Annotated in this window: 15 protein-coding genes; 4 read left to right on the plus strand and 11 right to left on the minus strand. The window is 32.4% G+C overall.

What is annotated here, in order from left to right; translation table 11 throughout:
• On the plus strand, positions 1-895 hold an 895-nt coding region (locus DMB71_RS01145), incomplete at its 5' end, for a DUF2931 family protein (protein WP_162614747.1).
• A 129-nt stretch (positions 896-1,024) separates the two neighbouring features.
• Here DMB71_RS01145 and DMB71_RS01150 read toward each other — a convergent pair.
• The 4 genes from DMB71_RS01150 to DMB71_RS01165 form a co-directional block, all read right to left on the minus strand.
• The gene (locus DMB71_RS01150; protein WP_111362943.1) at positions 1,025-1,294 is read right to left on the minus strand and encodes a hypothetical protein; all 270 of its coding nucleotides are present in this window, start codon (positions 1,292-1,294) and stop codon (positions 1,025-1,027) included.
• 295 nt (positions 1,295-1,589) lie between these two features.
• Positions 1,590-2,072, minus strand: coding sequence for a YybH family protein (locus tag DMB71_RS01155; protein ID WP_111362945.1), 483 nt, complete (start codon positions 2,070-2,072; stop codon positions 1,590-1,592).
• 159 nt (positions 2,073-2,231) lie between these two features.
• On the minus strand, positions 2,232-3,041 hold the full coding sequence (locus DMB71_RS01160) for a helix-turn-helix transcriptional regulator (RefSeq protein WP_111362946.1): 810 nt from the start codon (positions 3,039-3,041) through the stop codon (positions 2,232-2,234).
• A gap of 46 nt (positions 3,042-3,087) precedes the next feature.
• Positions 3,088-3,837, minus strand: a complete 750-nt coding sequence (locus DMB71_RS01165; protein ID WP_239452896.1) for a DeoR/GlpR family DNA-binding transcription regulator — start codon at positions 3,835-3,837, stop codon at positions 3,088-3,090.
• A gap of 88 nt (positions 3,838-3,925) precedes the next feature.
• Between DMB71_RS01165 and DMB71_RS01170 the strand changes: the two genes are divergently transcribed.
• On the plus strand, positions 3,926-4,459 hold the full coding sequence (locus tag DMB71_RS01170) for a 5' nucleotidase, NT5C type (RefSeq protein WP_111362948.1): 534 nt from the start codon (positions 3,926-3,928) through the stop codon (positions 4,457-4,459).
• Positions 4,460-4,528: 69 nt separating this feature from the next.
• On the opposite strand, the gene DMB71_RS01175 is transcribed toward DMB71_RS01170, so the two are convergent.
• Both DMB71_RS01175 and DMB71_RS01180 read right to left on the minus strand, forming a co-directional pair.
• Positions 4,529-6,034, minus strand: coding sequence for a tetratricopeptide repeat-containing sensor histidine kinase (locus DMB71_RS01175; protein ID WP_317048391.1), 1,506 nt, complete (start codon positions 6,032-6,034; stop codon positions 4,529-4,531).
• Between the two features lie 298 nt (positions 6,035-6,332).
• A complete protein-coding gene (locus DMB71_RS01180; protein WP_111363010.1) occupies positions 6,333-6,515 on the minus strand; it encodes a hypothetical protein in 183 nt (60 codons plus the stop codon).
• Positions 6,516-7,072: 557 nt separating this feature from the next.
• On the opposite strand from DMB71_RS01180, the gene DMB71_RS01185 reads away from it, so the two are divergent.
• Entirely contained in the window at positions 7,073-7,702 is a 630-nt protein-coding gene (locus DMB71_RS01185) for a hypothetical protein (protein ID WP_111362951.1), read from the plus strand.
• Between the two features lie 373 nt (positions 7,703-8,075).
• Entirely contained in the window at positions 8,076-8,438 is a 363-nt protein-coding gene (locus DMB71_RS01190) for a hypothetical protein (RefSeq protein ID WP_111362953.1), read from the plus strand.
• 300 nt (positions 8,439-8,738) lie between these two features.
• On the opposite strand, the gene DMB71_RS01195 is transcribed toward DMB71_RS01190, so the two are convergent.
• The 5 genes from DMB71_RS01195 to DMB71_RS01215 all read right to left on the minus strand — a co-directional run bounded on the left by DMB71_RS01195 (position 8,739) and on the right by DMB71_RS01215 (position 12,479).
• The gene (locus DMB71_RS01195) at positions 8,739-10,091 is read right to left on the minus strand and encodes a GH1 family beta-glucosidase (protein WP_111362954.1); all 1,353 of its coding nucleotides are present in this window, start codon (positions 10,089-10,091) and stop codon (positions 8,739-8,741) included.
• A 210-nt stretch (positions 10,092-10,301) separates the two neighbouring features.
• Positions 10,302-10,511: a hypothetical protein gene (locus DMB71_RS01200; RefSeq protein WP_111362956.1), complete on the minus strand. Its 210-nt coding sequence runs from the start codon at positions 10,509-10,511 to the stop codon at positions 10,302-10,304.
• A gap of 11 nt (positions 10,512-10,522) precedes the next feature.
• On the minus strand, positions 10,523-10,936 hold the full coding sequence (locus tag DMB71_RS01205) for a hypothetical protein (protein WP_111362957.1): 414 nt from the start codon (positions 10,934-10,936) through the stop codon (positions 10,523-10,525).
• 39 nt (positions 10,937-10,975) lie between these two features.
• Positions 10,976-11,341 carry a DUF4359 domain-containing protein gene (locus DMB71_RS01210; RefSeq protein WP_111362959.1) on the minus strand — a complete coding sequence of 122 codons (366 nt, stop codon included), beginning with the start codon at positions 11,339-11,341 and terminating at the stop codon, positions 10,976-10,978.
• Positions 11,342-11,417: 76 nt separating this feature from the next.
• A complete protein-coding gene (locus tag DMB71_RS01215; protein WP_394336370.1) occupies positions 11,418-12,479 on the minus strand; it encodes a type I restriction endonuclease in 1,062 nt (353 codons plus the stop codon).
• Positions 12,480-12,591 lie beyond the last annotated feature (112 nt).

The raw sequence follows: 12,591 nt of genomic DNA on the forward strand, positions 1-12,591 counted from the left end.
GCGCAGTTGGTCAAGCCAGCCAAAACCGGCCCCGGATCATGTGAGTATTGTATGGTATGCACCAACTGAGATGAAAATATATAAAGGAGAATTTGCATTGCCACAGCAAAAAATCTACAATTTATTTAAGGAAGGGTATATGAACTACGGTATTCCAATTGAATCTGAAGACGGAAAAGAAACCCTGCACTGGGAAACTTACAGTTCTCTCACCGTAGGTCTCGCACCAAAAGGAATGGTGGTGGTATGGATGAATGGACAAAACAAGGTTGAGATAGGGAGGTATCAAGCTAGGGAATTGGACAGAAAAGAAGCTAATGAAGTATATAAAGCCCATTTTAAATTAAGTGGTGATATGCCTGATGCTGTGGTTGAAAGGGAACTAATATCTAGAGAGGTTCCTACTGAAGTTCGTGAAATAATAAGACAGGGAAAAATAAGCTGTAAGCAATGGGACGATTACAGGCTTCGCTACAATTGGAAAGTGGAGTTTAATAAACCATTGGAAATGTATTGTCTAGATATGGAATTCTTTAATAGTGAAAAATTAGGTTATCTCCGACCTAATGAGACCCAAGAGAATTTTAATAAAATTATATTGGAGCCTAGTAGTAAAGTAGTTCCAAGTTATATGGGAATATATGTTACTGCCCAAAATCACAGAAACTATCTTATCAGGCTTGAAACACTCGATGAGCAGGAAACCATTGTGGCATTTAAAAAGCTGGAAGAAGCAAGCCCTAAAGCTGTCATAACCATTTTTATAACGGTCGATGATGATTTTAAAAGCTTTATCGTGACCCTAAAAAACGACAAAAAAGAAATCAAACTCGAAAAAGCGTTTTTGCGATTGTTTACTTTGGATAAAAGTAATGATTTGAAGAATCAAAAATAACCGATTTTAACAAAAAAACCGATAGCGCGGATTTGCAATCCGTGCCCGCAAAGATTGGTTTTCTATTTTAAGTAAAAACAAAACCCTGCAAATATCAATTCGCAGGGTTTTCAATTTTATTAGAATAATTTATCTATTACTAGCGCAAGCCTTATAGATTTGTTTCTCTGAAAATGGCGATAAAGCTTCGGCGAGATTTCGGCTGGTTCTTAAGCAACTTAGTATTTTTTGCCTTAAATTAATATCGTCGCCAAATTCGGTATGCATGAGGAGCTCGAAGATTTCCTGCAAGTACATAGGCTGTTCTTTGTAATCTCCCTCAAACAATTCGTCTGAAAGGAAATTAATTACGGATGGCATTACATCACGATGTGTTGGTTTTTGATTTTCTTTTAGCATAATCGAAAATATTAGACACACGAAACCCTCGCTTTAGATGTGCTAAAATACCCGAATAGGATAGATTTACCATTGTTTCCGCAGGTACATCATGGCGAGGGAATCGCTTATGTTAACTTATAAAGTTTTTAGGATGATATCCTAGGTATTTTAGCAAAGCAAAGATATGCTTTTTATTTTAAAAGAAAGAAAAAACCTACTTTTTTTGTTTTTTTAGATTTTAACTCTGAATTTTGGTTTAAAACAAAGATAGAAAATATTATTTGTGATTGAATTGCACCTTAAATAAGCATTCTTATTTTGCTTCGCGATTACTGCTAAAAGAATCTCTAAACATTTTCCAGCCTTTAGGAGTTTTTTTCCAAAGAACAAGAAATTTACCATCATCCATAAGTTCGCCTTTCGCATTTAAAGACTGCCATAAACCTTCTTCGGTAACATATTCTACGCCATCGCCATAAACTGCTGTCGTAATAAATTTACCGCCTCTTAAGCCATATTCATCATAGGCTTTTCTGAAAAATTTGGCAGCGCCTTCTTTTCCATAAATTTGAGGCGCGTTTGGAAGCAATATCGAAGCATCATCCGCATAACGATCTATGAAAATGGATGGATCATTATTTTTAAATGAATTAAAATAAATAGCATTACTTGCTTGAATTGCTTTTTTTGCTTCGTCTAAATTGTCTGTTTCTTTTTTTGATGCCGAATTACAGCTGCTTAATAATATGGTAAATACAATTAGTTTTAAGATTGTACCAAGAGCATAATTTTTCATAACGTTAGTTTTTAATTAAAAGAATAAATTGATATTATTTTAATCAAAGGTATTGCGCCTGAAAACTTTAAAATTGTACAAATCGGAACAGTTCTTTTTTTAGGTTCTAAAATTCTGAGACGCTAAGTTGCTAAGAAGTAGGGCTCTGAATATTGATTTTTAAATAATTAAATTATTTATTGGAGAAAGATTTTCTAGGTAAGAAGTAGGCGTAGTTCCTGTAAAAGCTTTAAAATCTCTTATAAAATGCGATTGGTCAAAATAGCCAGAATCGTAAGCAACAGACGTTAATGGAGAATCGTTGTTGGAAATCAGTTTTAAGCTGCGCTGAAAACGGGTAATTTTGTTAAAGGATTTTGGTGCAAGACCTGTGTGCTGAAAAACCAATTTATGAAGATAACGAGGTGTCATTCCGTATTTGGCTGCAATAGTGTTGATGTCGTTTCCTGATGGATTTTGGACTAAACTCGACAGTATATGAGCCACTTTTTGAATTTTCTGCGACTTGTTGTCATTCGTTATCAGTTTCTTGATTAAGAAAGATTCGATAAGTTCAATTCGCTTTTGTATTTCTGGAGTTTCCAAAAGCTGTAAATGAAGTGTTGTTATAGGTTTGCCAATAACATCTTCTAAATCTAAAATCTGATCGTTAAAGATTCCGACTTCATCATTAAAAAAATAAGCTGCAGAATGCGTGTAAAACCGAATGCCAAGCATAGTATGTCTGCCTTTTGATTTTATAGCAAGCGGTTTTGTTATTTGTCCCCACAATTCAATTTTTGGAGTTTTATGAAATTTTTCATCAATCAATGATTCCCAAATACCATCGCCAAGGTTAAAAATCATTTCCATTTCGCCACTAGGAAAAACAGTATCTTGAAATTCTATATCAGAATCCGATTCAAAAATATAATAGTGTTTTATATAAGGTTTCAGAATTTCTGATGGTAGAAAATATTGGAATTCCATTGCGTCAGATTAATGTTAATTCATTGTCTAGACCAAAGTTATGAAATTAAAGAATAGTCAAACCAGTATTTTTATACGGTTTTAAAATTTCCTCATCAGGAGAAACATTCGTTACCAAAACATCGATATCTTTTATTGGGCACACAAAATAAGATTCGGCAGTTTCAACTTTTTCGATAGAACTTAAAGCGATCACAAAGTTGGAGTTTTTAATCATATTCTTTTTCAGCACAGAATCGTCGTATAGAATTCCCGTAATGCCACGCTCATGATGAATACTGCAGATTCCTAAAATGAAGACATCTGCTCTGAAGTTTCTAAAGAAATCAATCGTTTCAATGCTTGAAGTGGCAAAAGAAGTTTTGCACATTTTTCCACCAGCAAAAATTAAATCAATATTGGGTAAATCTTCTACTAATGTAGCAATAGGAAAACTGTTGGTAATAACCGTCAATTTTAAATCATAAGGAAAACTGGCAACCAAAGCCAAAGAAGTGGTTCCGCCGTCAATAAAAACCACTTGTCCGTCTTTCAAATACGAAATGGCTTTTTGAGCAATTATCTTTTTGTTTTCGATATCGTGTTTTTCTCTCTTTCTATAATGAAGTGGAATTGGAGAAGGGGCGACCGCACCGCCACGAACTGCTTTTAAAAGTCCTTGATCTGAAAGTTCTTTTAAATCGCGTCGGATTGTATCTTCTGAAACGCTCAAATATTCACTTAATTCTACAGATGATACTCGATGTTCTTTAGATAAATATTCTAAAATTGCCTTTTGACGTTCTTCCTTTTTCATTTTAATTGCGGTTTTATATTGCAAAAATAAGTTAAAAATTGCAATATATTGCAATTTTTGCATAATTTTACCGCAAAATAAAATTATCATGAGAAAGAAAACCATTGCAGTTGATATGGACGGGGTGCTAGCCGATATAGAAACCCAATTGATTGAAGAATATAATAAAGAATACGGAATGAACCTTTCCAAAGAAGGAATCCAGGGATTAAGTGAAGAAGAAGCTTTTAAGGAAAGATCGCTTTTACACGGAATTTTAAATAAAGGCAATTTTTTTAGAAACCTGCCAGTAATGCCAGATGCAGTTGAAAGTTTGCAGGAACTCCAAAAGAATTTTGAAATTTTTATTGTTTCGGCAGCAACAGAATTTCCAATCTCTCTTGCCGAAAAAGTAGAATGGCTTGCGGAACATTTTCCTTTTATAAAATGGGAAAATATAGTTTTATGCGGCAGCAAAAGAATCATCAATACCGATTACCTGATTGACGATCACTGTAAAAATCTAGATTACTGTATGGGTAAACCTATTATGTTTACTGCCTTTCACAATATAAACAAAACGCACCACTTACGAGTAAATAACTGGAAAGAAGCGGTGGCTGTTTTAAAGGAAACATTATAAGCTAGAAAAGGTTATAATACTATTGTTTTTGAAGAGAAAAGCCTTTCAGATTAATTCTGAAAGGTTTTTTTAATACGCGAATTTTTCTTTTACCTTAATCTGTGTTTGTTCTGGCATCGATATTTTTACTTTAAATCCTTTGTCTGGTTCTGTTTCAATATCAAATGTACCATTAACGGCGAGAACACGATTTGACATGTTTTGAAGACCGTTTTTCACAATCACACTTTTTTCGCAGCCTTTACCGTTGTCCATATAACTTATTGAAATTGATTTTTGGTCACTTTCAAATCGTATTACAACAATAGTTGCTTCGCTGTGCTTTTTCATGTTTACCATTAGTTCCTGTAAAATTCGGCTGATGGTGATTTTTTTAATATCATCAATATTTTCCCAATTTATGTTTTCTAAATTGGTAATCATGATATTTCTCTCTCGTGTATTATAGGCAGAGAGCATTTCTTTTATGCTGTGGGTAAAATTTGCGCCAGTATCGATACTATTGTTTTCTCTTGAAATTCCCCGTACGCGACTATATATATCATCCAGTTTTTGCAACAGATTTTCTTTGGTGTTTTCTACAGATAATGGCTGAGATTCAGCAAAAGCAATTACTTGAAAAACATCGTTTGCCAGTTCATCATGAATTTTTTTAGCAATTCGTGTTTCGGTGTTGTACGAAGTTTTAAACTCAATGGCTTTGTTTTTATTTTTATAATAGCGTATCAAGATAAATATTAGAACAACTAAAAAAGCAAAAACAATAACCGATACAATTTTAAGGTATTTGGCTCTTTGAAGTGATAATTGATTCTCCGCCTTTTCTAAACGAAGTTTTTCGTTTTCGTCTTTTTCTTTTTGGGCATCGTACTTAATTTTTGCGGACTTATTTTTAAAATTATTTCGAACTTTAATGATACTATCATTTAGTGTAAAATACTTTTGTGTGTATTTTGCGGTATTAGGGCTATTGTCATTTGAGATTAATATTTGCAGGGCTTCTAATCTTTCGTCTATACTATTTAGTTTTGTAGAAATGTTATACGCTGTAAGAGCGTTTTTGTCTGATTTTTGAAGATCTTTGTTAGCATAATAATCGGCAAGATGTAGATAGCTTTCAATGCTTCCATAGGTATCTTTAGTATTAATTCTAATTTTTAGACCTTCAGTCATTAACTGTAATCCTTTTTTTTCTAATCCTTTTTTAAAGTAAGCATATCCTAAGTTATCTTTTATTAAGGATTCATTATAAGCTTCATTTTTTTCTTTTAACATGCTATTATTTAGAAGAGAATCTAAAAGGAGAATGGCATCATCATATTTTTTTTGTTGAATGTATACAGCGGCAATGTTATTTAAAGGAATTTGTTTTTCAATAGGGCTTTTATAATTGCTTACAGATTTTTTGTAATAAATTATTGCATCATCATATAGAGAAAGTTCTTTGTCTGCAATACCTAATATATTATTTATGCAGGCTAAATGGGGTTTGCTTTTTTCCACATAAGATAATGCATCGGTTACAGTCTCTTTACTACCATAATAATCTCCATTGATTTGTTGAATAGATGACATTTGTATAAGTGTATACGAAATATTGGCGCTGTCTTTTAAGGTTTCAAAAAGTGTTTTTGATTTATTAAATTCGTAAAAAGCAGTACTTAAATTTTGCTTTGCAAAATTCTCATCTGCTTTGTCTCTTAGATTTAAAGCTTCTTTTCGTATTGATTCTGTTCCAAGATTATTAATCTTTTTTTTATTACAGGAAAAGAGAAAAACTAGTACAAAAAAATAAAAAAACGGGGACCGTAACATATAAAATTTACTTTCCCCGAAAATAGTAATTAATTAGATACTAAAAGTATATTTTAACTTATGGTTTTATTGGAGGTGGAGTTTTCCCATCACCAGGACCATCAGGATTAGCATCTCCAGCATATGAAGGCTGGGTAGTTTTTTCAGTTTTCTTAACTGTTTGTGTCTCATACTCATCAGGAGTGCAAGAAAATATCGTGAACAATAACGCAAAAGCGATAAATAGTATTAGTTTTTTCATTTTGTTTATTTTTAAGAAATTAGACATAGGTATTGCTATCCGGAATGATCCAGAGGCTTTCTGTGGCAATACCAACATTGGTTTTGGGAAGTGAAGTGTGTAGAACAGTAAGACGTTATTTATACTTCCCGAATAAACTCGGTCTTACAGTTTTTTTACACTCTTAATTAGAACTGGTTTTCATTATTGTTTTAGTCTGCAGACAAAACCTGAACTAATTTCTTGATGCAAAGTAAAGGAGCTTCCAGGCCTTAACTGGCAAGGGATTCCCGGAATTCCTGCGTTTTCCTGAGATTCCCAGAAATTCCCAGAAAAAAGCGTAAAAGTCTAGTTTGAATTATTTAATTTTAAACAAATCTCTATTATAATAGATGCAATTTGTCAGTCAAAAGTTGGTTGCAAATCGTTTAAAAAAAATATAGAAATAGTATAGATTTGGAATAGAAATTGAATTGCTTGTAATGATAAAATTTAGAGGTTGAAAATAAAGGCATATAAAAAAGTTTTGGTTAAAAATGGAAATAAAAGGAGTCAAAAGAATTTTCTAAAAAAGCAAGATGAACAATACATTAGAAGAATATAAAAAGGCAATTAAAATTAAATATGAGATCGAAAAAGAGGGAGAATATTTTGACTTCCTAAACCACCCTTCACGCGGAAAACTCCGCGATTTATGTTGGCTTATCTTTGAAGACAATTCAACTCAAGATGATTTAAAGGTTTTTAGAAATTTACTGTGCGTAGATTTTGACTATACCCAAAAGAATAAATTTAAAACCCAAAAAGATAAGTTTAGGCCTATCGAAACTTTCTTTAAGGGAGAAACGGACCCAACAAACATCGACGCCATAAATCTTGCTGCAGTGTTGGTCGATTTTCAGCCGCGTCCTTTTAAAAAGTTCAATGAAAAATGTAGAATTGAAGAAGCAAAACAAATTAAGAATGTCGCTAAGGACGTAACGGCGGAAATTGATAGTAATGGCATAGAAGAAAATGTTTTGTTGGAAAATGAAAATGAAGAGTATAAAGAAGTTCCTGAAAAGGAAAATCTTATTTTGAATTTTAAAGAATTATTTTCTAAAAAAATGGTTCAGAAAATATATCCTCGCAAAATAATTACGGTTGCGGTTGGAGCAGTTGCTCTAGTGTCTTCTGCATGTTTATACTTAGTGCAGAAAAAAGATTAAGCGACATAATTTCTAAATGAAATCTGGACGCATTTTGAAAAATAAAATACTTGAAAAAATAAAAAGAATGATTTTTTGAAGCGTAATTTTGGCGTTTAAAAAGTGTGTTTTTTGGCATATACTTACTGTTATTTACACTATAAATATAAGGAAAAAATCCCAATAAACCTAATGAAAATCAGTGAAATAACTGATTTTTTTGTTCTTTTTTTACTTTTTTTTGAAGATTTTTTTTCTGTCTTTTTAGAGTAATAATGGATTCTGAAAATTTGTAAAATTTGGTTTTTCTGCCGGATTGAAATAAAATTATTTATATTTATAAAATACTAAAAATGGTTTTGATTTTTAATAACAATCAGTTTAAAATACCTTTATGAAAAAGCTCCTAATACTCTTAATTGTTTTATGTACTGTCAGCTGTAAAAAATATGTTGTTTCGTTTGAACAGCCAACAGATATGAAATTGGACAATTTAAAACTGGAAGTATTTCTGGATAAAGAAAAAGTTCAAGAAATTACCTTAAAAGCAACAGAAGCTTTGCCTACTTATGAAACAGTCGGATTATCAATATCTGATGAAGGAAAGCACTTGCTTGAAGTAAAAACAAAGGATACAACCTTTAGCTTTACTGTAAAATATCCCGAAGAGAAATACATTAGAATAATGGCGCACTTAAAAAGTAACGGAAAAATCAATGTTGGTATCTTAAAACAGAATTATAAATATAAGTTTTAATATTATTTAGGTCTAGGTTTTTAACCGCAAGGGCGCTAAGATTTTACGCAAAGTTCGCTAAGGTTATTTTGAGATTAAATCTAAAGATTAAGTTCGCAAAGCTTTGTGTGTATAAGGCTTTGCGATTTTTTTTTGTTTTACCTACAGTTTGTCATCCTGAGGAACGAAGGATCACACTCGTATATCGACAAAGATTGGCAACCTTTGCGATCTCTTTTATATATTCCTATTTAAGTCAATAAAAAACTCTTAGCGTTCTCTGCGTAAACCTTATAGAACTTTGCGGTAAAACCAAAACAGTTAGGATAAAAAATCCTTGAACCACAATCCGGAGTTTTTAATGGTTCTTTTTTGCGTTTCAAAGTCGACATGAATTAATCCAAATCGGGCATTATAACCTTCGGCCCATTCAAAGTTATCAGTAAGGCTCCAAACAAAATAACCTTCAACATTTAAGCCTTCTTGTTTTGCCTTTAATATTTGTTCTAGATTATCCTGAATAAAATGGGTTCGTTTTATATCATGAACTTTTCCGTTTTGAACAGTATCTGGAAACGCAGCACCGTTTTCGGTAATAATTATTTTTTTGATTCCGTCATATTCATTGAATTTTTTAAGAATATGATACATGGCAGGAGGATAAACTTCCCAGCCCATTTCGGTCGAAATTACATTTCTTTTCTCAGCGCTTATCAGTTCAGCACCAATGTATGGAATTAAAATAGAAGATTTTACCACTTCTCGAGTGTAACACTGCAATCCGATAAAATCAAAATCGAAAGCCAGATTATTTAAATCGTCTTCCAGAATATAATTATTTAATTTTTTAAGAACAGGAAGATCTTTCTGCGGATAACCTAATCCTAAAATAGGTTCTATAAAAGTTCTGTTTAATAAAGTATCAACACGTTTTGCGGCCTCAACATCTTTTGCGTTTTCAGTTGCAGATTCAATGTGCGTGCAGGAGAATGTGGTTCCGATATGTGCATCTGGAACTCTTTCGCGAATTATTTTAGCTCCAGCAGAAGTTGCCAGAGTAACATGATGTATGGCTTTAAGATAATTGGTAATGCCTTTTTTTCCAGGCGCATGAATGCCTAAAAAATAGCCTGCTCCAGTAAAAACAGAAGGTTCATTAATAACCATCCAGTTTTTGACACGATCGCCAAAATACTGTACGCAGACTTCTACATATTCTTTGAACCAAGAAACCGATTCGCGATTGGTCCAGCCTCCTTTAACTTCAAGTTCGTGTGGTAGATCCCAATGATAAAGTGTTATCCAAGGTTCTATTCCCGAAGCTAGCAACGAATCTATAATCTTATTATAATAATCTATGCCTGCTTGATTGATAGGATGAACACCAGTCGGCATAATTCTAGGCCAGCTGATAGAAAACCTAAAATTCGGAATATTGAGTTCTTTAATTAAATTAATGTCGTCCTGATAACAATTGTAGAAATCACAAGCGGTTATAGCATGATGTCCGTTTTTAATTTTTCCTTTTTGAGAAGTAAAAACATCCCAGATAGAAGAACCTTTTCCGTCGGCATCGTGTGCACCTTCAATTTGGAAAGCAGCGGTAGAAACACCCCACAAGAAATCTTTACCAAATTGGTTTTTGTTCAAAAATGAGCTTTCAATTTTATTCATTCAATAGTGCTTTCCTTTATTTATAATGGTTTATTAATGTAGGAAAGAAGATTGCATTGCTCTTAAAAAAAGCCATTCTTTGAATGATACTAGGAATTTTAGATTAAAGAATTTCATGACGATTAGTTTTATATCAAATTAAAAAAACTAATGTGAAATTATTGTAAAGTGATTATTATCAAATGATTAAATGTAAAAATGGGAAGATGATCAATCTTCCCATCCGCATAGTGTCAAGCCTAAACCTTGAGCTTGTTTAAGCGATGTTTTTACAGTCTCACTGCGGCAGCTAGATAAACCACGGCATGTTTCTTTATAATGATATTTTTTTGCTCCATTTGATCCGCAAATGTATACATTGGTTTGCGGAGGTCTAAATGAAGTTGCAAAAACAAAAAGTAACAGTAAAGTGTATTTCATTTAGGTCTTTTTTATTTGACAATTAATTGATATTCGTTTCCTTGCTTATCGGTTGCTTTTAATTTTCCGTATGAAATCCATTCTGTATTGATTTCGATTTCTGCAACCGTATCGCTGGTTAAAATTCCTGCGCCATATTTTCCCGAAACGTTTATATTGCCAGAGACAGAATCTCCTGCATTATTAATCCCTTTTACATCATAATTGTATTCATAATTTCCAGGATTTCCTGTGCGGTATTCGTATTGATAGGTTTTATTGACATGATAAGTTTTGGCTTCTTCTGGCGTGATTGTCTTTCGGTCATCTGGTGTAATTACCGATTTGTAAAATGAATTTACTTGTGGCAATGGAGGTGGAGAGGCCGCCTTCTTACACGAATAAAATGCAAATAATAAAAGTAAGATGAGGTAGTTTTTTTGCATAGGCGATGTGGTATTTGGTTAGCTGAAAAATTCTGTTTTTTATTGTTTTATTGCTTCATCAATTTTGTTAGATAAAAAGACATTTCCCAAAATACCAAAGCCAATAGTTTTGGTTTTTCCGTCGACAGTAACATCTGTTGTCGAAAAAAGAATGTAATTTGATGAAGAAACTATATTATCTACGAGCATGTTTACCATCGATTGTGCTAGAGCATTTCCCAACATTCCGCCAGCTTTTGACATATCATCGTTCTGAGTTGCATTCTCTTTATCCATTTCTTTTTCTAAAAATGCATTCATTTTCAGTTTTACTTCTTCTTTATGTTTTTCAGTTCCAGGATTAGTAAGTGCAGTGACCAACATAAATAAGCAAAGTCCAGCAATAATGTAATGTTTTGGTTTCATAGTATTTTTGATTATAGGTTAGTATTTTTCGTGATGCGATAAATCTAATTAGAATTCAGTTTTTTTAAATGAGTACTTATACGGGATTTAATTCTGTCTCATAAAGAGCCACCGTTTCTAATAATTCTTTTTCGTATTGATAAATATCATCAATTGATGAAATTGCAATTTTAGCTTCGGTTTTATTATTGTTGAAAAGGCTTATGTATTTTTTACCGCTATTTAAATGAAGTCTGCAAAGAGGTTTTCGATTATTATCGTCCAACAGTATTCCAAAATAGGATTGTGTATCACGAGAGACAATTCTGGCAACTGGCAGTTTTCGGCGTAAAATGGCAACTACTATGCGATAAGCATCAAGTTCTTCTTCGGTTGTAACGACTTTGCTGTCATCTTCAACTGAGATAATTTCTTCATCTTGCTGTTTAATAGTTTCTTTGCTTAAAGCCGCATTTAAACGATCATTAATTTTGTCATTAATAAATTGGCTAACCGATTTTTGAACTAAATCTTTAAATTCGTCAACAACTTTTTCCGTCAGCCTTCCTGCATATATTTTGCTTGCAAACAGTTTTGTAAAATCGTTTGAAGGGTTTTCTAATTCAGCATTGATAAGCTTTTTAATTTCCTTAATGTATTTTAGTGAACTTGCATTGCTTACAATATTATTAACATCAAAATTGGCTTTATGAAATTTAGCAATTTCACTTATTGTGTTTTCTTTTAAATTGCAGATATCAAATTCTAAAAATGGTTTTTCGTCCATTTTATTCTGATCATCCAAATCGGTAAAAAACTGATATTGGATTCCATTTGTTAAAAGTGCAAATCGAGTTTTGGTTACATGGAAATAGCGAAATAATTGCGAATTATGAACCGTAAGTTTTTCTTTCCAGCTTTTGCATTCTACAATAATAATTGGTTCGCCATTCTGAAAAATAGCATAATCTACTTTTTCTCCTTTTTTTAAGCCAAGATCGGCTGTAAATTCTGGGACTACTTCTAGCGGATTAAATGCATCGTATCCTAAAGCATGTATAAAAGGCAATACAAAAGCGTGTTTTGTAGATTCTTCAGTTTCAATTTTACTTTTCAGCTGATTTATTTTATCTGCTAAAGATTTTAGTTGAATGTTCATTTCCATCGGTTTGTAGTTTAAATTAATGATTCAAAAGTAAAACCAATAAAAACCAGTATTTTACGGAAATCCATAATCCGAAATTAATTTGAAGAAATAAAAAAAGACTCCC

The sequence above is a fragment of the Flavobacterium tistrianum genome, assembly GCF_003254545.1.
In the GTDB taxonomy this organism is placed as follows: domain Bacteria; phylum Bacteroidota; class Bacteroidia; order Flavobacteriales; family Flavobacteriaceae; genus Flavobacterium; species Flavobacterium tistrianum.

Excerpts from the sequence above, each read along its gene's own strand:
- DMB71_RS01150 (WP_111362943.1), bottom strand. The coding sequence starts at position 1,294 with ATGCTAAAAGAAAATCAAAAACCAACACATCGTGATGTAATGCCATCC.
- DMB71_RS01155 (WP_111362945.1), bottom strand. The coding sequence starts at position 2,072 with ATGAAAAATTATGCTCTTGGTACAATCTTAAAACTAATTGTATTTACC.
- DMB71_RS01160 (WP_111362946.1), bottom strand. The coding sequence starts at position 3,041 with ATGGAATTCCAATATTTTCTACCATCAGAAATTCTGAAACCTTATATA.
- DMB71_RS01165 (WP_239452896.1), bottom strand. The coding sequence starts at position 3,837 with ATGAAAAAGGAAGAACGTCAAAAGGCAATTTTAGAATATTTATCTAAA.
- DMB71_RS01170 (WP_111362948.1), top strand. The coding sequence starts at position 3,926 with ATGAGAAAGAAAACCATTGCAGTTGATATGGACGGGGTGCTAGCCGAT.
- DMB71_RS01175 (WP_317048391.1), bottom strand. The coding sequence starts at position 6,034 with ATGTCATCTATTCAACAAATCAATGGAGATTATTATGGTAGTAAAGAG.
- DMB71_RS01180 (WP_111363010.1), bottom strand. The coding sequence starts at position 6,515 with ATGAAAAAACTAATACTATTTATCGCTTTTGCGTTATTGTTCACGATA.
- DMB71_RS01185 (WP_111362951.1), top strand. The coding sequence starts at position 7,073 with ATGAACAATACATTAGAAGAATATAAAAAGGCAATTAAAATTAAATAT.
- DMB71_RS01190 (WP_111362953.1), top strand. The coding sequence starts at position 8,076 with ATGAAAAAGCTCCTAATACTCTTAATTGTTTTATGTACTGTCAGCTGT.
- DMB71_RS01195 (WP_111362954.1), bottom strand. The coding sequence starts at position 10,091 with ATGAATAAAATTGAAAGCTCATTTTTGAACAAAAACCAATTTGGTAAA.
- DMB71_RS01200 (WP_111362956.1), bottom strand. The coding sequence starts at position 10,511 with ATGAAATACACTTTACTGTTACTTTTTGTTTTTGCAACTTCATTTAGA.
- DMB71_RS01205 (WP_111362957.1), bottom strand. The coding sequence starts at position 10,936 with ATGCAAAAAAACTACCTCATCTTACTTTTATTATTTGCATTTTATTCG.
- DMB71_RS01210 (WP_111362959.1), bottom strand. The coding sequence starts at position 11,341 with ATGAAACCAAAACATTACATTATTGCTGGACTTTGCTTATTTATGTTG.
- DMB71_RS01215 (WP_394336370.1), bottom strand. The coding sequence starts at position 12,479 with ATGAACATTCAACTAAAATCTTTAGCAGATAAAATAAATCAGCTGAAA.